This window comes from Anabaena sp. TISTR 8404, from assembly GCF_056847745.1.
Genome location: NZ_CP180578.1, coordinates 3,890,468 through 3,910,978, shown reverse-complemented (window position 1 = coordinate 3,910,978; position 20,511 = coordinate 3,890,468). Strand labels below are relative to the sequence as shown.

19 protein-coding genes are annotated in these 20,511 nt (G+C 42.0%); 5 read left to right on the top strand and 14 right to left on the bottom strand.

The features are described from left to right. Nucleotides 1-164: 164 nt before the first annotated feature. The 5 genes from ACMX3D_RS16840 to ACMX3D_RS16820 all read right to left on the bottom strand — a co-directional run bounded on the left by ACMX3D_RS16840 (nucleotide 165) and on the right by ACMX3D_RS16820 (nucleotide 5,135). Nucleotides 165-1,364 (bottom strand): LL-diaminopimelate aminotransferase, encoded by a 1,200-nt coding sequence (locus ACMX3D_RS16840; RefSeq protein ID WP_482747031.1) that lies wholly within the window; start codon nucleotides 1,362-1,364, stop codon nucleotides 165-167. 67 nt (nucleotides 1,365-1,431) lie between these two features. Further along, the gene (locus ACMX3D_RS16835) at nucleotides 1,432-1,767 is read right to left on the bottom strand and encodes a thioredoxin family protein (protein ID WP_482747030.1); all 336 of its coding nucleotides are present in this window, start codon (nucleotides 1,765-1,767) and stop codon (nucleotides 1,432-1,434) included. Between the two features lie 370 nt (nucleotides 1,768-2,137). Continuing rightward, the gene (locus tag ACMX3D_RS16830; RefSeq protein ID WP_482747029.1) at nucleotides 2,138-2,932 is read right to left on the bottom strand and encodes a PspA/IM30 family protein; all 795 of its coding nucleotides are present in this window, start codon (nucleotides 2,930-2,932) and stop codon (nucleotides 2,138-2,140) included. Between the two features lie 161 nt (nucleotides 2,933-3,093). After that, nucleotides 3,094-3,801, bottom strand: a complete 708-nt coding sequence (locus ACMX3D_RS16825; RefSeq protein WP_482747028.1) for a PspA/IM30 family protein — start codon at nucleotides 3,799-3,801, stop codon at nucleotides 3,094-3,096. An 83-nt stretch (nucleotides 3,802-3,884) separates the two neighbouring features. After that, nucleotides 3,885-5,135, bottom strand: a complete 1,251-nt coding sequence (locus ACMX3D_RS16820; RefSeq protein WP_482747027.1) for a hypothetical protein — start codon at nucleotides 5,133-5,135, stop codon at nucleotides 3,885-3,887. Nucleotides 5,136-5,268: 133 nt separating this feature from the next. On the opposite strand from ACMX3D_RS16820, the gene ACMX3D_RS16815 reads away from it, so the two are divergent. Beyond that, entirely contained in the window at nucleotides 5,269-5,814 is a 546-nt protein-coding gene (locus ACMX3D_RS16815) for a DciA family protein (protein WP_482747026.1), read from the top strand. A gap of 846 nt (nucleotides 5,815-6,660) precedes the next feature. Then, nucleotides 6,661-6,978: a hypothetical protein gene (locus ACMX3D_RS16810; RefSeq protein ID WP_482747025.1), complete on the top strand. Its 318-nt coding sequence runs from the start codon at nucleotides 6,661-6,663 to the stop codon at nucleotides 6,976-6,978. Nucleotides 6,979-7,189: 211 nt separating this feature from the next. On the opposite strand, the gene menB is transcribed toward ACMX3D_RS16810, so the two are convergent. Further along, nucleotides 7,190-8,023, bottom strand: coding sequence for a 1,4-dihydroxy-2-naphthoyl-CoA synthase (gene menB / locus ACMX3D_RS16805; protein ID WP_482747024.1), 834 nt, complete (start codon nucleotides 8,021-8,023; stop codon nucleotides 7,190-7,192). A gap of 247 nt (nucleotides 8,024-8,270) precedes the next feature. Continuing rightward, nucleotides 8,271-10,022: a 2-succinyl-5-enolpyruvyl-6-hydroxy-3-cyclohexene-1-carboxylic-acid synthase gene (gene menD, locus ACMX3D_RS16800; RefSeq protein WP_482752364.1), complete on the bottom strand. Its 1,752-nt coding sequence runs from the start codon at nucleotides 10,020-10,022 to the stop codon at nucleotides 8,271-8,273. 203 nt (nucleotides 10,023-10,225) lie between these two features. Here menD and folB point away from each other — a divergent pair, with 203 nt between their 5' ends. After that, entirely contained in the window at nucleotides 10,226-10,594 is a 369-nt protein-coding gene (gene folB, locus ACMX3D_RS16795; RefSeq protein WP_482752363.1) for a dihydroneopterin aldolase, read from the top strand. A gap of 71 nt (nucleotides 10,595-10,665) precedes the next feature. After that, nucleotides 10,666-11,124 carry a gamma-glutamylcyclotransferase family protein gene (locus ACMX3D_RS16790; protein ID WP_482747023.1) on the top strand — a complete coding sequence of 153 codons (459 nt, stop codon included), beginning with the start codon at nucleotides 10,666-10,668 and terminating at the stop codon, nucleotides 11,122-11,124. Nucleotides 11,125-11,176: 52 nt separating this feature from the next. On the opposite strand, the gene ACMX3D_RS16785 is transcribed toward ACMX3D_RS16790, so the two are convergent. From ACMX3D_RS16785 to ACMX3D_RS16775, 3 genes are all read right to left on the bottom strand, one after another. After that, the gene (locus tag ACMX3D_RS16785; RefSeq protein ID WP_482747022.1) at nucleotides 11,177-11,800 is read right to left on the bottom strand and encodes an anti-sigma factor family protein; all 624 of its coding nucleotides are present in this window, start codon (nucleotides 11,798-11,800) and stop codon (nucleotides 11,177-11,179) included. Nucleotides 11,801-11,971: 171 nt separating this feature from the next. Further along, entirely contained in the window at nucleotides 11,972-12,628 is a 657-nt protein-coding gene (locus tag ACMX3D_RS16780) for a sigma-70 family RNA polymerase sigma factor (protein ID WP_482752362.1), read from the bottom strand. Nucleotides 12,629-13,220: 592 nt separating this feature from the next. Then, nucleotides 13,221-13,508 carry a hypothetical protein gene (locus ACMX3D_RS16775; RefSeq protein ID WP_482747021.1) on the bottom strand — a complete coding sequence of 96 codons (288 nt, stop codon included), beginning with the start codon at nucleotides 13,506-13,508 and terminating at the stop codon, nucleotides 13,221-13,223. A gap of 145 nt (nucleotides 13,509-13,653) precedes the next feature. Here ACMX3D_RS16775 and ACMX3D_RS16770 point away from each other — a divergent pair, with 145 nt between their 5' ends. Continuing rightward, nucleotides 13,654-14,466, top strand: coding sequence for a L,D-transpeptidase (locus ACMX3D_RS16770; RefSeq protein WP_482747020.1), 813 nt, complete (start codon nucleotides 13,654-13,656; stop codon nucleotides 14,464-14,466). Between the two features lie 70 nt (nucleotides 14,467-14,536). Here the strand turns inward: ACMX3D_RS16770 and ACMX3D_RS16765 are convergent, their stop codons facing one another. The 4 genes from ACMX3D_RS16765 to gcvP all read right to left on the bottom strand — a co-directional run bounded on the left by ACMX3D_RS16765 (nucleotide 14,537) and on the right by gcvP (nucleotide 20,471). Next, complete coding sequence (locus ACMX3D_RS16765) at nucleotides 14,537-15,082, bottom strand: late competence development ComFB family protein (RefSeq protein ID WP_482752361.1); 546 nt, start codon at nucleotides 15,080-15,082, stop codon at nucleotides 14,537-14,539. 111 nt (nucleotides 15,083-15,193) lie between these two features. Beyond that, complete coding sequence (locus ACMX3D_RS16760; RefSeq protein WP_482747019.1) at nucleotides 15,194-16,102, bottom strand: M23 family metallopeptidase; 909 nt, start codon at nucleotides 16,100-16,102, stop codon at nucleotides 15,194-15,196. A gap of 347 nt (nucleotides 16,103-16,449) precedes the next feature. Next, nucleotides 16,450-17,418 (bottom strand): AEC family transporter, encoded by a 969-nt coding sequence (locus tag ACMX3D_RS16755; protein WP_482747018.1) that lies wholly within the window; start codon nucleotides 17,416-17,418, stop codon nucleotides 16,450-16,452. 161 nt (nucleotides 17,419-17,579) lie between these two features. After that, complete coding sequence (gcvP, locus tag ACMX3D_RS16750) at nucleotides 17,580-20,471, bottom strand: aminomethyl-transferring glycine dehydrogenase (RefSeq protein ID WP_482747017.1); 2,892 nt, start codon at nucleotides 20,469-20,471, stop codon at nucleotides 17,580-17,582. Between the last annotated feature and the right edge of the window lie 40 nt (nucleotides 20,472-20,511).

Here is a 20,511-nt window from a genome sequence, read left to right as displayed (position 1 = left end):
ATAATTGACAATTTTTATCTTGCAACTGGCTTTCAGTATTTTCCCTGTAGTTTATCGTAAAAAAACACCTGCCTCAAATAGCAAACAATAAAATTTTTGTAACTTTAAAACATTGCTACAGCATTCTAAAAATTACAGGCTACTAAAATGCGTACTTTCCTGTATTAGAGAAACTTGGCAATTTTTTCAACAGCGGTTTCTAACAAAGGCGGTTCATGTACCAAGGCAAACCGGACATATCCTTCTCCAGATTTCCCAAAACCAGCACCAGGAGAAGCGGCTACACCAGTTTGTTTAACTAACTGGGTACAAAATTCTACTGAATTTTGCTGCCAAGGAGAAGGTAACTTGGCCCAGATATACATAGTGGCTTTAGGGCTAGGAACTTGCCAACCAATGTGATGTAGGGCATTCACGAAAGCATCGCGCCGTTGGCGGAAGGTGGCGACTGTATTTTGGACTCCTGCTTGTGGGCCAGTAAGGGCAGCGATCGCCCCATTCAAAATTCCTTTATACTGATTAAAATCTACTGCGGCTTTGATTTGGCGTAAAGCTTTGATTAATTCAGCATTACCAATGGCATATCCGATGCGGAAGCCGCCCATGTTGTAAGACTTAGAAAGAGTGAAAAATTCAATTGAGACGCTTTTTTCAGGATCGGCTTGCAGAATTGACGGTACTAAGGATTGAGAATGAGGAAAGCTTTCTCTTGCGCCGCTAATTTCCTCAAACACCAAATCTACATAGGGGAAATCGTGAACTAAAACAATATTGTGTTGTTGACAAAAAGCTACAGCTTCTTGGAAAAAAGCCAAAGGCGCGATCGCTGCTGTCGGATTGTGCGGATAGCTCAACACCATCATTTTCGCCTGAGCTACAACAGCAGGGGGTATATCAGCCAATACTGGTAAAAAACCGTTTTCTGCCAATAATGGCATAGGGTAGATTTGACCACTAGCTAAGTAGACTCCGCCTGCATGGGACGGATAACCAGGGTCGAGCAATAAGGCATAATCACCGGGATTTAATAAAGCTAAAGGTAAGTGAGCCGTACCTTCTTGGGAACCAATTAAAGGTAGTACCTCTGTTTCTGGATCGACCTTGATGCCAAATTTTTGTTCATACCAATCAGCCGCAGCTTGACGAAATGCTTGCGTACCGTGAAATAACAGATAACCGTGAGTACTGCGGTCATCAAGAGATTGCGCGATCGCTTCCAGAACATGCGCCTCAGTGGGCAAATCAGAAGAACCCAGTGACAAATCAATTAACTGTTGGCCGACAGACAGAGCCGCCGCTTTGGCTCTGTCCATATCAGCAAACACGTTAAATTGTAGAGGTTGTAAACGTTGTGCAAATTGCATATTAGTAAAAGGTCAATGGTTAATAGTCAATAGTCCATAGTATTGACTGTTGACTATTGACTATTGACTAATTTCTATTTAAATGCGTATCTAGCAAACTGAGTAACTTATCTTTACCGATTACGCCCTCGGTTGATTCTAATAATTTTTCACCTTGAATAAGCCTTAAGGCTGGTACACCTTCTACCCCATACTGTTTAACAGAAACTGGGTTAGGGTCAACTTCCATTTTGACAACTTTTAGGCGATCGCTAAATTTGTTGGCTGCTAAATTAATCAGTGGCGACATTAATTGACATGGGCCACACCACGAAGCCCAAAAGTAAACTAATACAGGCTGCTCAGATTTCAACACTTCGGTTTCAAACTCAGCATCAGTGATGGTGATTACACCCTTACTCATGGCAGTCTCCATTAGTTGACATCAATACTTGGCACAAAAAATACTTTATCTCAAAGTCTTTAATAGACCATAATTAGTAGTCCATCGTCCATAGTTAATATAGCCGTTTGCATTTGAGTCTAATACAAACCTAACCCCCAACCCCTTCCTTTGTAGGGAAGGGGAGTAAGACTCAAAGCCTCTCTCCTACAAGGAGAGAGGTTTGGAGAGAGGTCAAAAATGTACTGCACCCAACCGAGAACTGCTATAGTCCATTGTTTATGGTTAACCAAAGGAATCCTCAACTATTGACCATTGACTTTTAACTACCGAAGCAAAATCCCACAACCAACAGGTGTGGGACTAGCTCAAATCAGTATCCAACAAAATTTTACATTTGATCTAGTTGCTTGCGTAAAGATTCCAACTCAGCATCAACTACTTCATTCGATTGGGCAGGGTTAGTTTGGGAAGGCGTGGTTTGTTGCTGTGGTGGTAGCTGGGGTTGATTAGGAGCGCTGGCTGGGCCGAGTGCCATTTGTGCCTTTAACGCTGCCAATTCATCATCAACGTCGCTACCAGCTTCCAACTTGGCAAACTGGGTTTCCAAATCAGCACCAGCTAACTCTGCTGCTGACTGGGCGCGGGCTTCTTGCATCAGGACTTTTTCTTCCATCCGCTCAAAAGCAGCCATTGCACTGCTGCTATTCATACCCCGTACCATACCTTCCAGTTGCTCTTGGGCTTTGGCAGTAGTAATCCGTGCCTTGAGCATTTCTTTTTTGGTTTTGGCTTCGGAAATTTTACTTTCTAGCTGAATTAAGTTGCGTTTAAGAGTTTCAACTTGAGTACTTTGCTGATCTAAGCTAGTTTTTAGGGCTGTGCTGGTTTCGGTGAAAGTCTTTTTACGTTCTAGCGCTTGACGTGCGAGGTTTTCATCACCTTTTTGCAGTGCTAGTTGGGCGTTGCGCTGCCATTTGTTGATTTCATTTTGGGCATCATTGTACTGTTTTTCAGTACGTTTTTGAGCTGCGATCGCTTGAGCTACACCCTGACGCAACTGTACCAAGTCTTCCTGCATTTCCAGGATGGCTTGCTCTAGCATTTTTTCTGGATCTTCAGCTTTATTTACCAAATCATTGATATTTGCACTAACTACTCGCTTAATGCGATCAAATAATCCCATAATTTGTTTTCCTTTTGCAGTTTAGGTACTTGATTGGACAGTTAAGGTTTTTACTATTTAATAGTTTCTTCTTTAAATGTAATCTTTCCGGCTTGGTTCGGTACCTCCCGATACCACTTAATTGTTTAACATATACCCTGGTTGTAGCAACTGACCAGTTTTTAAGGCTCTTGAGCTAATGGTAATTGCTGTTGTGGTGTGTTTTCTGACTCATGCCGCACCTGTTGTTTCATTGCTGCCAATTCTGTATCAATACTGTTGGCAGATTCTAGGGAAGCAAATTGTTTTTGCAAATCATCACTGTTGAGTTCAGCTATAGCTGCTGATTTCGCTTCAATTTGAAAAACTTTTTCTTCCATCCGATCAAACGCATTTAGGCTGCTAGTAGGCGAAACTCCACTGAGCATTTCTTGGAGTCGATAGGATGCTTCCGCCGAACGAGCGCGGGCAATATACATATCTTTTTTGGTTTTAGCTTCGGAAATCTTGGCTTCTAGCGATCGCATATCTTGCTTCAGCCGCTCGACAATTTCTGTTTGTTGACTGATTTGATTGGAGAGGGATGTAGCAGTTTCTTGATAAGCACGACGCTTAGTCAAGGCTTCTCGTGCTAGAGGTTCATTGCCTTGTTCTAGTGCTAGTTGGGCGCGACGATACCATTCTTCCGCCGTAGATTGGGCGGCAATTGCTTGTCGTTCAGTGCGTTTTTGAGTAGCAATTGCTTGTGCTACCCCTTGTCGTAATCGCACCAAATTTTCTTGCATTTCAGCGACGGCTTGTTCCAGAATTTTTTCTGGATCTTCTGTACTGCCTATCAGACTATTTAGGTTAGCCCGAATCACCCGCAGGATACGCTTGATTAATTCCATATCGGCTCTCCATTCACTTTTGCCAGTCAACAGGCAGAGCATTTTGTCGATGTTTTCCTCATCCTATCTTAGATTTTGATCACTCATGGTTGCTGCACTCGTGCTTTAATTCCTTGTTTTTGTAGTTCTTGTAATCTTTTTTCGACTTGCTCTTTTGTTTTCAACGCCCCAAGAAAAATCAGTTTTTGGTCGCGCGATAAATAAGCATCGGGAACTACTTGCCGTGCCGTAATAATTGAGCGATCGCCTTCATTATCCATCACAATATGATAAAACCCATCTGCTGCCGGTTTGATTTCGGCGTTTACCTGTGGTGTAGTAATTGTAGGCTGCTGTGCAGGTTGGGCTTTAGCAATAGGCGGGATATTCAACGGCTGTACTGGTTGCACATCTGGTAATGGGTTAACTACTGGAGGCGCTACTGGTGTGGGAATTACTACAGGCGGATTTATAGGTGCGATCGTAGTTGCGGGAAGTTTTGGTTGTAAACCAACTATATCGTTAGGATCTTTCAGTTCGGGAAATTCTTTAGCCGCCAAATTGGGATACTTGGGTATAGGAGTAAGTTCTGTCTGGGCTGGAGGTTTGGGCTGGTTTTCTGGTTCCTGAGTCTGAGTTCTATCGGTATTAGCACTGGAATTGCTATTAAATATTTTATCGAGACTCAACTGTGGCAAGCTTTTAGGATTAAATACCACGTAACCCAAGGTCAAACTAGCCATCAACAACAGCAGCATGGAGCCGATACCTAAAGGTGATAGCAAACTATCGTTAGAATTGCTGGGTGGTTTTGTTGGTTGTTGTGGCTCATCTGTTAAACTCCGCAGCAATGCTTCACTTGATTCTAGGTAATCGTCTGGCTGGGTAGAAGTTGTGTTTGCCTGCATCAGATTTTCACTGTGAGCAGCCTTGGCAGTTGCAGGTACTATACTGCTACTAGAATTTGTAGATGGTAGCGGAATTTGTGTTTGGCTCGAATCAGTCGAAGATGATTGCTGGGGCTTTGCTGCTTCCTCTGTCTTGGCTATTGCTGGTTTTTCTAGAGGTACTTCGGTTACAGGTGCAGGCGGTATACTGGGTTTAATTTCTGTTACAGGTAGCTGAAGTTTGCCAGCCAACGCCGTCATTTCTAATTCTTCCTGGGGTTGAGTGTTAATGTAATTGCCTGTGCGTGGTTGATAGGCTGTCTTTGATGCTATGCGTGAACGACGGTATCTAGCCAACTCTTGATCCAGTTGTACTTCCAAACTGGCCAGGGCTGCGGCTAGTGCTGGCTTCAACTCAGGTGTTTTGGATGATTGAATACCGGAATCTATGGGCGAGTTTTGACTCATTGCCTGTCTGCCTCAAACCTAGACTGTTGGATTAACTTTAGATAATTTGTGCCAATAGTAGCGAAAAATTTCGCATCACTATAGACTTTCTTGAACTATCTTGAATTTCAGCACTCAGCACTTTTAAGTAAGGATGTCTTGGAAATCAGTCAATGATATTTTAGGCTTTCTGGAACAGCAAGCCAGATGGCAAGAGCAGCCATTGCAAAAAGTGCTTCAGTTTTGGGCAGAAGTGGTAGGTGTAGTAGCAGCCAAGCATACCCAACCATTGGTAATTCAGCGTGATGTTTTGCGAGTGGCTACTTCTAGTGCTGCTTGGGCGCAGAATCTAACTTTTAAACGCCAAATTATCCTTTTAAAGCTAAACGAAAAGTTGCCTACGCCTGTGGTAGATATTCGCTTTTCTACGGCTGGGTGGCAAAATCCTTCAGCAAAGCCACAAGAACAAGTTACAGGCTTGCCAAAGGAACATCCTAGTTACCTGGGGAATGTGAGTAATGTTCAGCAAAATGATGCATCTGCACTGGAAAATCCGCAGACTGCATTTAGCCAATGGGCAGAAAAAATGCAAATGCGATCGCATGGTTTACCTCTTTGCCCTCAATGCCAATGTCCTACACCCCCAGGTGAACTTCAGCGCTGGCAAGTTTGTGCGATTTGTGCTTCCAAGCAATTTTGAACAGTCAAAGACCCAGGATTAATGTTTAATAAACTTAATATTTTTATAAAATAAATTTAAAAGTTTTTCTCAACTTCACATTGCAGTTTTATCTCGTGGGAAATACTTAAGAAATCTAGGGTTAATTTCTCTCTGCTCAACAAATAGTTAGAAATTAAATACTTGGGGCTTTGAGTTGGCATTTATCCAAACAACTCAATATTTGGCTGAGACTATTTCACTTTCAGAATGATACAAATCATTGAGTGAAGGCACTCATTTGTCTGTATGCCTTTACAAGTTCGTGTGTTTCCTGACTTGTTTAACGAAAATAAGTCCAAATTTTGGATGCTTTCTATTTTCAAAACTGTCTCAGACCACACTAGATTCTTTTAGTGTTGGTATCTCTTTTATGAGTATTTATAGACACATATAATATTTAATTTCCGAAATAGCTGAGTACTTGTTGTAGTAAAAAGTATTTCTCAGCTAAGGAATTGTCACTGTTGATATCTCAGCCAGACTTATGTAAATTTGAGTCATAATGGCTAAAATATATACACAATTTTATCGTTAACTAGCTATATATAAGCCGATTAGAAGAATAAAGTTAAATATTGATTAAATCTAAACTTTTACTTTTAAGCTTGATCCCTAGCTATTTTTAGCCAAAAATTAGTAGGTAAGCACTTTAGTAATCATTTAAAAATATAACAAGATTCTAAAAACATCCTGAAGTTTATTTTTCTGTTGGGATCGCTAGAACCTAGAGTAAATAATAATTTGTTGGCAATATTCCGTATTTATATGTAGGCGCAAAATATAAACATGTAAAGTAGCCCTGAACAGCACTAAAGATGAACTCAAATGAAAGCAATAAAATTTTTGACATCTGCCTGTAGATATTGCCGTCATTACAAACCAGAAGGTCGCCGTGGCGGAATGTGTCAACAGTTGGGAGCGCCTGTGCAAGCAAGTTGGAAAGCTTGCTCTTTAGCACTTCCACCTTTTGCGCCTTCATGGGAAACTTTAGAAGATTCTTGGAGTTTGCCAGATGGAACACCAGTCTTAGATAGTTCCCATTCTCTAGTTTCAGTTGCCGACAATATGACAGTTGTGCCTATTGAGGAAAGAGCTAATTTGATTCCTGAAGAGGCTAAGGCTACTAAGGTAGTGCTAATTTAGCCAATATTTCTAATTGGACTCAGTTTATAGACATTCAAAAAAATATTTCCCTTGAAAGTTGCTAGTGCTGTCAACTTTGACATCTCCAAAAATCGCACCTGATACCAATTTTGGATTGTGAATTGAAAACTTTGTCAAAAAGCTTTTCCAGACAACCATAAGTTACCTAACCTCAAATTGATATACCTCAAAGGTGCGATTTTTGCCATTTTTAAGGTAGCCAAGGGAAAGAGCGAAAATTGGGCGATCGCTTTTCTAAAAATGCTTGTTTTCCTTCTGCACCTTCTTCTGTCATGTAATACAGTAAAGTTGCATTCCCCGCAAGTTCTTGTAAACCAGCTTGTCCGTCACAATCAGCATTAAATGCGGCTTTAAGACAGCGAATTGCGATCGGACTTTTTTGTAAAATTTCTTGCGCCCATTGAATACCTTCATTTTCTAATTGTTCTACTGGCACAATACAGTTAATTAAGCCCATCTCTAGGGCTTGTTGAGCATTGTACTGACGGCAAAGAAACCAAATTTCTCGTGCCTTTTTTTGTCCGACAATGCGGGCGAGGTAACTAGCACCAAAGCCACCGTCAAAACTGCCGACTTTCGGGCCAGTTTGTCCAAAAATAGCATTATCAGCAGCAATGGTGAGGTCGCAAATCAAGTGTAAAACGTGTCCACCACCGATCGCATATCCAGCTACTAAAGCAATCACTACTTTCGGCATGGAACGAATCAAGCGCTGTAAATCCAGCACATTCAAGCGGGGAATCCCAGCATCATCAACATAACCAGCTTGTCCCCGCACACTTTGGTCACCACCAGCACAAAAAGCATACTTACCATCAGTATGGGGGCCAGCACCAGTAAACAGAACTACGCCAATATTTGTATCTTCACGAGCATCACAAAACGCATCATAGAGTTCAAATACGGTTTTAGGACGAAAAGCATTGCGTTTGTGTGGGCGGTTGATAGTAATTTTTGCAATACCATCGGTTTTGTGATAAAGGATGTCTTCGTAGGTTTTGACAGATTGCCAGTTAACTTGCATGAGAATGAATTGCGCTATTGTGCTTGAGAATTTTATCGCGGACTGAGAAGCGATCGCTAAAATTTACTCTCTCAAAAAATATGAAGTGTAAAATATGAAGTATGAAAAACAAATTATGTTGATTTCGGAAGAACCACGGGCTATTCGGGAAGCAAGAGAGGAAGAGGCGCAATCACGGATTTGGAAGCTTGGTTGCAAAATCAACAAAAATTCACTCTTTTTGTTGATTTTGCGTTGTAAAATTAAATCAAAAATTTAGAATACTCCCACTTAAACCACTATCTGCGGCAAACTTTTGCAAATTTTCCTGTCGCCATTTAGCATCAGCTTTCCGATTTGTCTGCAATTCCAAAACCCGAATTCCTTTATGTGGGAGTGGGTTTAATTTTCGCTTTAACTCCTGCCAAGAAGTAATCAATTCATGCTGCACACTATATGTGGCGCACAATTGAGCAAAATCAATATCCTGTGGAGTACCAAAAAATTCTTCAAAAGGTGGGTCAAATTTGGCGATGGGTAACATTTCAAAAATTCCACCGCCATTGTTGTTAATTAATATAATTGTTAGATGACCGACAAATTTATTGCGGATTAAAAAACCATTTGTGTCATGTAATAGTGCTAAATCTCCTGTTAACATGACGCTGCTTTGTTGATGATGAGCAATTCCTAAAGCGGTGGATAATGTGCCATCAATTCCATTAGCACCTCGGTTAAAATATGTTCGCACGCCTAAATTATTTGGTTGCCAAAAATACTCCACATCTCGCACAGGCATACTATTGGCAATAAATAAAGGTGTGCCAGGGGGTAGGGTTTGAGACAATAGCCAGGCGGCTTTCCCTTCAAATAAATCCTCCATTTCCGCCATAGTTTGGTCAACAGCATTTCTGACTTTCGCTTCTGCAATACACCAACTTTGCAGATATTCAGATAGCGAATTTTTCTTGTCGCTTTCCCTTACATCCAACTCATCTACACTTATTCGTAAATGTGTTGTTCTTCCGTGAAGAGGGTCGAGGTTTTGGTTGCTAGGGTCAATTACCCAGCGTCGAGATTGTGTAGCGCTTAACCAAGTCCGCAGTTCTTTACTGGTAGGCATATCTCCTACCTGAATTACCATTTCGGGTGCTAACTGCTTTGCTAATTGCTGATTACGTAAAATCAGGTCGTAGGTGGAAATTAAATAAGGGTTGAGGTCAGCATAATTTCTCAATGGCGAAAGTCCCTCAGCGAGGACAGGCCATTGCAGAGTTTGGGAGAGTTTAGCGATCGCTCTACAATACTCTAGAGGATTTTGTGGTTGAGCAACCCCAGCAATAATCATACCGCGATCGCAATTTTGCCATTCATGGGGAATTGGCAATGAGCAGTGGGGAGTCGGAATAGTATTGGTGACTGCGGCGAAGAATTCTTCTGGGTCAAATTGAAAGTCAGTACCGTCGGGGACTGGTGCAAGGGGGTCACGGAAGGGAATATTCAAATGTACTGACCCTTTTGTTGGCGTTTGCGTTCTTTCCCAAGCATAAATTACCATTTGCCGCAAATACCCCAGCATTTCCATATCTGGGGAGGGCAAAGCTAACTCGGCTTGCCAGTTTGGATAACTACCATATAATTTCACTTGGTCGATGGTTTGACCAGAGTGACAATCTCGCAGTTCTGGTGGTCTATCGGTAGTTAGAACAATCAATGGTACGCGGCTTTCTTTGGCTTCAATAACGGCGGGATAAAAGTTTGCGCCTGCTGTACCAGAAGTACAAATTAGTGCTACAGGTCGTCCAGTGGCTTTAGCTACTCCCAAAGCAAAAAAAGCCGCAGAACGTTCATCGAGAATAGATATAGCTTCAATATCCGGTACTTGTCGCGCAAAGGCGACTGTTAGAGGTGTAGAGCGAGAACCAGGACAAATAACAGCACAAGTTAAACCTAGACGCTTTAATGTCTCTGTCAATACAAAAGCCCAAAGTTGATTAACATTTCTATAGGCGACCAGCATCAAATCCAAGGTAGCTATCAGACAATATTCAATTTTAAAGGGAACAGGGAACAGGGAATAGGGAATAGTGGACGAGGGTGTGAGGGTGTAGGTGTTCAAAACCCTTACACCCCTATACCCTTACACCCAGTATCAACAGACAAACTTTGTGTGTAAGTCCTATGTTTGTTAAATTTTGTATGGCAAATTTATCTCAAACACTTATGGACTGCATTCATTTAACGGGAATTCGCTGCTATGGCTACACAGGATATTTGCCAGAAGAACAAGTCTTAGGGCAATGGTTTGAGGTAGATGTCAAGTTATGGTTAAATCTTTCTCAAGCTGCCGAGACTGATGCAATCGCAGATACTCTCGATTATCGCAGCGTTATTAGTACAATTCAAAACTTAGTCAAAACATCCCAGTTCGCTTTACTAGAAAAGTTAGCAGGTACAATTGCTGACTCTATCTTGCAACAGGGCGATCGCGTTACACAAGTCCAAGTCGTTGTCACCAAACCTGCCGCACCTATTCCTGATTTCGGTGGCAAAATCAGTATTGAACTCACCAGGACTAAGTCTAATCTTTAAACTAGCCTCTAGTCTCCAGCCTCTAGCCTCTGACTTTCACCAGATATACCTCACCAAAACCCCATATACAAATGACAGAATTAAACACAAAATTTTCTGAAGAAGTGCGGGTTTTTGTTTACGGTACGCTGAAACCTGGTGAAGCTAATTATCAAAAATACTGTGCAGGTAAGGTGTTAAATATCAAAAGGGCAGTCATACTAGGCAAGCTTTTTGCTTTGCCTATGGGCTACCCAGCGATAACATCGGGACAAAATCAAGTCCACGGCTATTTGCTTTCTTTCTCTGACCCAGAGATTTTACAGGCTTTAGATTATCTAGAAGATTACCAGCCCAATAGACCAAGCTCAGAAAATCTTTATAATCGCCAAAAAGTTGAAGTATACACTCAACAAGGCGAAGCTCTTGGTTGGGCTTGGGTTTATTTGATGACTTTAGAGCTGGTTAACCAATTAAATGGCACTCTTCTAGCTGATGGCTGGTGGAGTGGTTGCGGTTTAACAGCGCAGGAATACCTTGGTTGTGAATGAATTATAACAGCGCAGGAATACCTTGGTTGTGAATGAATTACTCACTGCACGATTAATTTAATTCAGACTCGATTTTTTCTAGTCCACGCTGTTTGAAGTCAATTGTTTTTTCTGGAAAGGTTACTGCTGCTTTCGGGATTTCAATGACGGGATTATTTAATGCCACCATCAGCGGTGCAGCAGGAGTAGCAGATGTTTTTGCTGCTGATGTGGATTCTACTTCTACTTGTAATTTTTGAGCCAGTTGTGGTGTTCTAGATTCACTTCCAGGTAACAAACCTGAAACTACGCCAATCACACAAGCAGCAACTGCCGCACCGCCAAATGTCCAGGCTAGGCGTGAACGACGGTGCAAACGGGAAAATACTTTCTGGGCTGTGACTTCTGGTGAGTGTGCTGCGGTTGGTACAGGTAAAGTCCGTAAACCTTGCCGCAATTTCAATAATCTGGCATACAGACGTTGAACAGCCGCATCATTTGCCAGCCATTCTTCTACTTGCCTACGTTCTGTCGCTGTCACCTCTCCATCGAGGTATGCACTCAATAACTCGAAGCGATCGCGCTTCACCATATCCATAGTACCCGTTGATTCGTTGGTATGCTGATCCATTCCTGCTGACAAATCTTCTGGAAGATGCAAATGGGAACGGTCGTAAAACTGAGAATCAGTAGTCATCTTAACATTATTACTAATTCATACACGGGTAAAATTAGCCAGTAATTTTAAGAAATTCATTGAGAAATTCATGGTTTTTTCTCCAGACGGCAGCAGCACGCTTTTTGATTCCTTACAATTCTTAATCAATGCTTAAATTCTGGCATTCAGCAAAGGAAAGAGACTGTAATTTTAGGTATCTAGATAATTTTGCAATTGAGCTTGCAATCTGGATCTTGCTCTGGCTATTCTCGATTTCACCGTTCCCAAGGAAACCCCTGTAATTTCGGCGATTTCTTCATATGCCATACCTTCGATTTCTCTTAAGACAATTGTAGTCCGAAAAACTTCTGGTAAGTCAGCGATCGCTTCTCGCAGTTGCTCGTAAAACTCTCTAGTGGTCAGTTCCTCTTCAGGGCCGGGAGTGTCACCAGCAATTTCCCAATCCATTTCGCCATCGTCTACCGCACGGGGAGCATCCAGGGACAACGGACTAACAACCCGCTTGCGTTTACGCAACTCATCGTAAAACAAGTTGGTAGCAATCCGGCTTAACCAGCCACGAAACTTAGCCGGTTCTTGTAATCGGTTAATATTCCGATACACTCGAATCCAAACTTCTTGCGCTAAATCGGCTCTATCGGGCCAATCTGGAGCTAGGTGGTATAAAACTCTATCAACTTGGGTCTGATAGCGGCGCAGGAGTTCTGCAAACGCAGCACGATCTGGGCGCAGTCCTTCTTGACAGCGCAAAATTAGATCGTGATTTGAGAGTTTGTCAACTTGCACCGATGCTTCTGAATACTTCGCATCAACCGTTGACCAGGATACAGCAATCGATTGACTCATAGATCGTACTGGCATTAAATCATCCCTTACTATTAGACCTACTAATTTACTGGATGTTCCTAAATTAGGTGCCGGATTAATGACTGGAACATCAAAGTATAGAATTTAGGTGAGATTCCTGGTTACAAAAATAGTGACAAACTCTAAGTTTTTCTGGAAAAAAAGCTATTTCATCTGGATTGTGCCACATTTATACCTTTGGTGGGTTTAGGTATAATTGTGCGGCTGATCAAAACTGACTATTTACGCTTGACAATTTTTGTATTTTCTGTATAAAAAGCCAAGCCTCTATCACCTTTCACTCTGTCACTTGTGATTTGTCCCCTGCTATTTTACGCTGCTCAGGCTTAAGGGAAAAATCTCAATCTGCTGACAGACCAATATTTAAATTTCTGAGCTTCTACTTTCAATACTGAATTAATGTTTGAGAAGTGGTTAGACTGTTTGAGATATCGTGGTAACTTCACAAAGGGTAGAGTAAAATCTTGTTTTTGGTCATTTTTGCCAGAAAGTATGAAGAGCGGGGAAATTCATAATTATTAGTTATGAGTCAGAAATTCTGAATTTCTGCTGCCATCCTTTAAAAGGAATGTTATTTTTCCGGTCTAGTTACCAAAATTGTATTTTTTTCTGGATGTTCCTGATAAATAGCCCCAGTATTAGCTGGATTTGGTATACGGACTTGAAGAAAGAAATTAATGGAAAATGTGATTGTGATTGCTAGCAATAGTTTTTCAAACATGGATTTTCTCCCACCCACACCATTAATGATTGATTGCTGCACTGGGAAATTTCTAGAAAAAAGCTTGAACGGAGAAAACCTTCGCTCAGTCTTTGCAGAGAGGAGGTTTCTCACCAGAATTTTTATTTGCTGGGACATCCGCTTAAACTTAGTTTGCCCAAAAAGATTGGCAAACTTATAAGGAAACAGATAATTATTTATAAATTATTGATAATTGAATGATGAGCGCATTCAATTATTCCAAGAAATAGGATCTGTCAGGGATAAACAATAGGCGATCGCAATGGTAAGAAATGAATCTGTAGCGCGTATAGCAATGTTTCTCTGTTTTGGCACAGCCATCTTATCCTTAGCTGTCCATTGGCGAGTTACAACAACGCAACAACAGTTGGAAAATTCAGCCTCCGCTAATGGCAAATTCCCCGGCATTATAGGGGAAACAGCCTTTGGCGCATCGACAAATGCTGGTAAATCCATCCCACGACAAAATCCCCAGAGGACTGATAAATTCCAGTCCTCCGGTATTCAGCCTCATCATAAATCGGGTACAGTGATTGAAAATGTAGCAAGAAACACTGATATATCTAATAACAGGCGATTAGTTGGGTTTGAGCCAGAAAAAACAGAAAATCGCAATACTAATGCTCAACCAATATCCTTTTTTAACAAGTTTTCCAATCAACAAAAAACTTCTAATCAACTGGGGACGAATACACAAGTAGTGGTTGATTTAAGCGATCGCCGTACTTATGTTTATCAAGGAGATTTAGTTATAGCCAGTTATCCCATTGCTATCGGAAAGAAAGGTTGGGAAACGCCTACGGGTTCTTTCCAAGTGATGAATATGCAACATGACCCGATTTGGCAACACCCAATCACAGGCAAAATCTTTCCACCTGGAAATGATAGTCCTTTAGGTGAACGCTGGATAGGTTTTTGGACAGATGGACGGAATGAAATTGGCTTTCACGGCACGCCAGATATTCATCTGTTGGGAACTGCTATTTCTCACGGTTGCTTGAGAATGCGGAATTCTGATGTTCGTTTGTTATACGACCAAGTTAAGGTAGGTACAGTGGTAACAGTGCGTGATTAGTCAAAAGTCCATAGTCAAAAGTCAATTGTCAATCTATTTTGACTCTTGACCATTGACTTTTGACTAAAATTTATTTTTGCTCAAAGCTAGGTGCATAAACTTGGAGTAAGGTACTAACTTGGCGCAGTACTTCATTACCAGTGCTTTTACCCAAAACTGGTGTTCTTTTGTCGTTGGCTGGTTGGTCGAGGTTCCGACTGATTGCCTCAGTTACTTGTTGGGCAATCAATTCTTGTAGTTCGGCTTTAGCACGTATACGTTGATAGTTAGCACCTTCTTCTGTGGTGGCATACAAAGGTGGTAAGCGGTTCAAGGCATAGGCTGCAATATCGCCCACATCTAAAGAACTTTCGCTGGTAGCTTCAATTTCAGCAACGCGGGCGATCGCTTCAGTTAAGACTAATTCTTCCATGACGTTGATAAATTGTTTGCGTGGTACTGCCACTACCTCACCAGTTAATAGCGCTCCCATTAATCGATCCAGCGCCATATACTCTTCTATTGAGAGTTCGGATGCGTTATCACAAATTCGCCCAACTTCTGCTTCCATTGCTGGTGTAAGATAACCATCCTGGAGAGCTTGTTCCACAATTTTTTCAATACTCATAACGCTCATCTTATTTAAGCCACCCAAGTAAGGTAGGGACGGTGCCAATTCAATTTATCCTGCCCAATTATCGGCGCATAATATACAAATTATGCACACACACTATTCAATACGTCTCTACTATTCAAAAACCTTTGTTCGCCAGGGTACTGGATCAACAGATTGTCCATTGACATATAAACCCCAGTGCAAATGCGGCCCTGTAGCAGCACCTGTTGAACCTACTGCGCCAATTAATTGACCAGCTTTGACAAAATCGCCTTCCTTAACGTTAATACGACTTAAATGCAAAAATATGCTGGTCACTCCTTGACCGTGGTCAATGCCAACTACATTCCCGTGAACTCGGAAGCCTTGAGAGACTTTACCAACTAAAGCAACTCGCCCTGGTGCTGGAGCAGTTACAGGTGAACCATTCGCTCCGGCGTAGTCAACACCCCGATGATAATAATCATTTGCAAATTTACCATTATAGTAACGGCGCACGCCATAAATTGTACTCACCCGTGCTTTATTTGGTGCGAGAAATTTACCGTTCCAATATTTTTCTGGTGTTTGCAAAGCTTTGAAGGCTGCTACACGCTTGAGTTCATACTCAGTAGCTCCATCAGCCGATTTTCCTGGTGGTAGAGTGATACGTTGTACAGGAAATTTGCGCGATCGCAATTTAACTGTTAAGTTTTGCACTTGACCATCCCCAGCAATTTTTAACGTTCTAGTTCCTGCTGTTTCTAGTGGTGTTGTGGGGATGAATGCCCGATATTTATTAGGGGAAACGGCAAAGGCTGGGTAAGTTTTCTCGCCTACTACTACTGTTGGTTGCTGATTGTTATCTTGATTATTGACATCAATCATCACAGATAGGGTATCTCCCAACTGAGGATTACTGGGAGATAACTGCACTTGTAAAGCGTCTGCTGGCAATGCCAAAGCTACGGGCAAAGATGCAAATGTCCCAAGGAATAAATTTTTGGCGTAGCGACTTATTTGCCAACTCTGAGAATTTCTAGCGCGATTCTCGATAGTCATAGAAATATAGAATAATCCCTTACTTTTGTTAACTTAACAGACAGACTAGATGATAAGCGCTAGGGCTTCATAACCACAGCAGATGCTTTTGAACATCATAATATGATGTTCAATGGTGTCAATAGATATTCTAGAGAATAAGTTATACCTATTTGTATGCGATCGCCAATGATCATCATTCATTTAAATGAATAGTAAATATGGACAAGCCAAGGCTAGGCTCTATGTAACAAGGATTGAGAGATTTTTGCTCAAAACCTTGCTTAGCCGATACATTATAGTGTCCAAATATTTATAACTCAACATTAAGAAGTTGTATCAAAAATTATTAAGCTTATTGAAGCCACTTAGCTGAACCAAAGAAGCCACAAAGGTAGTACCAGAAATAAGCCAACAAACGTCAAAGCAATACTGCTGGCTAATAAGTTCCGATCTAAGTCATACACTTCTGCCAAAATCAGTACAGAAAGTCCTGTAGGTGTTCCAGACATTAACACCAGCACTAGACGTTCTTCACCTGTTACACCTAGAGAGGTTGCGCCTAATCCTACTATTACAGGTACAACAAATACTTTTAGGACACTGGCAATCGAAGCAATTTTTAAACTTTTCCAACCCGTGATTGTACCTAGTCGCAGTCCGACAAGTAGCAAAGCAAAGGCGATAACTACCCAAACAGCTTGTTCTAATCCTGACTCAACTACTGCTGGTAATTCGATAAATTGAGTACTTAAACCCAAAAAAAATGTCCACAAGCTGGGAACTGTGACTAAATCCCGTAACTGAGTCCACCACTGGTTATTAATTTTGCTCTTACCAAAATAGCTGGCAATTAAGACAGCTATTCCGTAAGTACCGATAACGTTGTTGGTAACACTGAATAACACTGCCCAGTCGTTGTTTTTTGGACTAGTCAGTACTTGGGTAAGTGTGAGTCCCACAAAACCTGTATTACCTAAAATGGCAGCTAGAATAAAACTGCCCAAACTTGCTTGCATCAAAGAAATGTCTACTGTCAAGTCCGAATTTGGCAAGTCTGGCGGCTGTTGACTTCGGAACCATTGTAAAGCTTGCCAAATCAGCAAAGCTAAAATCAGGCTTAGCAACAATACTCCAACTGCTACTCCCGGTATAAGTACACCATGAGACAAGTCAGTGTGACGCGCCAAAACTAAAATTTGTAATGGCACTCCCACCCAGTACAACGCATTACCAAGCCATTTGAGAAAACTATCTGGAATTAACCGAGAGCCTAGTAGTCCTATACCAACCCAAACTAAAAAAGGGGTATAGGCATGAATCAGACTGTCAATCATCTGAAGTATGAAGGGTGAAGTGTGAAGTATGAAGTATGAAGTATGAAAAGCTCGTCGTGTCTGCGGCAAGCTGTTTTAGTTCGACATCTTGTACACTTCACTATTTTGGTTAAACAAGGAAGCTGTTGCTAGTACACCAGCACAGCTTCCTACATTATTATTTATTGTGAGTACGCCTCCATAGGTAAACAAGAACAAACAAAATTCCTATCACCGAAAGCTGCATCAATACGACCAACACTAGGCCAGAATTTTGATTCGCGTGTCCAAGGTGCGGGGTAGGCGGCTTGTTCGCGGGAATAGGGATGAGTCCATTCGCCAGCAATGAGACTTTCCGCTGTGTGAGGTGCGTTCTTCAACAGATTATCTTCGATATCCATCTTGCCTGATTCGATTTCGGCAATTTCTTGGCGAATAGCAATCAAGGCATCACAAAAACGGTCTAATTCTTCTTTAGATTCGCTTTCAGTGGGTTCCACCATGATAGTGCCTGCTACAGGCCAAGAGACAGTTGGTGCATGGAAACCGTAGTCCATTAACCGTTTGGCGATATCATCGATGTCGATGTTGGCGGATTTTTTGAGCGATCGCAAATCTAAAATACACTCATGGGCAACTAAGCCATTTTTGCCTTTGTACAAAACTGAATAGTAAGTTTCGAGTCTCTTCGCAATATAGTTAGCATTGAGAATTGCCACTTTCGTAGCTTCGGTCAAACCAGCCGCACCCATCATGGCAATATACATCCAAGAAATTACCAGAATGCTGGCACTGCCCCAAGGTGCAGCTGCAACCGCCCCAATATCTTGTGTACCATCTATCTTGACAACTGAATGCCCAGGCAAGAAAGGTACGAGATGGGCTGCTACACCAATTGGCCCCATACCAGGGCCACCACCACCGTGAGGTATACAAAAGGTTTTGTGCAAATTCAGGTGACAAACATCTGCACCAATATCGCCAGGACGACACAACCCAACTTGGGCGTTCATGTTTGCCCCATCCATATATACTTGTCCACCATGTTTATGAACAACAGCACAAATTTCTTGAATGGCTTCCTCAAATACACCGTGAGTTGAAGGATATGTCACCATCAAAGCCGCAAGTTCACTACTATGCTTTTCTGCTTTGGCTTTGAGGTCATCTACATCAATGTTACCGTCAGAGTCACAGGCAACGGCTACCACCTTCATCCCACACATTACCGCACTGGCAGGGTTTGTTCCATGTGCCGAGGTGGGAATTAAACAGATGTTGCGGTGTGCTTCACCCCGACTGGCATGATATTCGTGAATTACTAAAAGTCCAGCGTATTCTCCTTGAGAACCTGCATTGGGTTGCAGCGAAATTCCCGCAAACCCAGTAATTTCGGCTAACCACGCCTCAAGTTGATGGAAGAGAATTTGATAACCCCGTGTTTGCGATGGCGGTGCAAAGGGATGTATCTTGCCAAATTCTTCCCAACTCACCGGAATCATCTCAGCTGTTGCATTCAACTTCATTGTGCAAGAACCTAGAGGAATCATCGATGTAGTTAGCGATAAATCCTTAGTTTCTAGTTTGTGCAGATAACGCAACAACTCTGTTTCTGAGTGATAGCGGTTAAATACTGGATGGGTGAGGTAGCTGCTTTGGCGAGATAGGGAAATATCAGAAGTTAAGTTAGTTAATTCTTCTATAGAGAAGGGTAATTCATCTTTATCCGCGAAAATTTGCCACAGGTCGATTAAATCTTCTGGGGTAGTTGTCTCATCTAAAGAGATACCAACAGCAGTATTATCAAAAATTCGTAAGTTAATCTTTCTGGCTTGGCAACCTGCAAGAATAGCTTCGAGGTTTTGCGTCCCTAACTCTACTCGTAGCGTATCGAAGTAATTTTCCGAACTAATCTTATAACCCAGACGCTTTAATCCTGCTGCCAAGATTACAGTTAGCTTGTGGATATTTTCAGCAATGTTTTTCAGTCCCTCTGGGCCGTGATAGACAGCATACATACCTGCCATAACTGCCAGTAGCACCTGTGCGGTACAGATGTTACTTGTTGCTTTTTCTCTGCGGATGTGTTGTTCACGGGTTTGTAATGCAAGGCGTAATGCTGGCTTACCGTTGACATCTTTTGATATCCCCACAATCCGCCCTGGAACTTGCCGTTTATACTCTTCTTTAGTGGCAAAGTATGCCGCATGAGGCCCCCCAAACCCCAAGGGAATACCAAAGCGTTGTGTGCTACCCACGGCAATATCAGCGCCAAATTCACCCGGTGGTGTAAGTAAAGTTAAGCTGAGAGGATCAGCGGCGACTGTAACTAATGCCCCTAATTCATGGGCTTTGTCGATGAAGGCGCGATAGTCGTAAATAGTGCCGTCAGTAGCAGGATATTGCAAAACTGCCCCAAAAATTGGTTCAGCAAAATCAAATGTTTGATGGTCGCCAACTATGATGTTAATTCCCAGAGGTTTAGCCCGTGTTTGTAAGACATCAATCGTTTGGGGATGACAGTCACGAGAGACAAAGTAGCTATGGGCTTTATTTTTGCTGACACCATAACTCAGACTCATTGCTTCGGCGGCGGCGGTGGCTTCATCTAGTAATGAAGCGTTGGCAATTTCCAAACCTGTTAAGTCAATAATCATGGTTTGGAAATTCAGCAGTGCTTCTAGCCGTCCTTGGGCAATTTCTGGCTGATAAGGAGTGTAAGCAGTATACCAACCGGGATTTTCTAAGATATTACGTCCAATTACAGGTGGTGTAATGCAGTCGTAATATCCCATACCAATGTATGAACGACACACTTGATTTTTAGCAGCAATATTTTTTAACTTTGCTAGTGCTGCATATTCACTTAGCGCGTCGGGTAATTGTAGCGTTTGCTGCGATCGGATTGCTTGTGGTACTGTGCGATCGATGAGATCTTCTAGGCTGGAAAAACCCAACAGTTCCAGCATTTGCTGAATGTCATGGGAGTTAGGGCCTATATGTCGTTCTAGAAAATTCGAGGATGCTGAATTTGCAGGGCGGGTAGACTTGGTTTGAGGGGCATGAGATACCACAAATTGAACTCCGGACGCAACTATTTAATATTTTGCAATA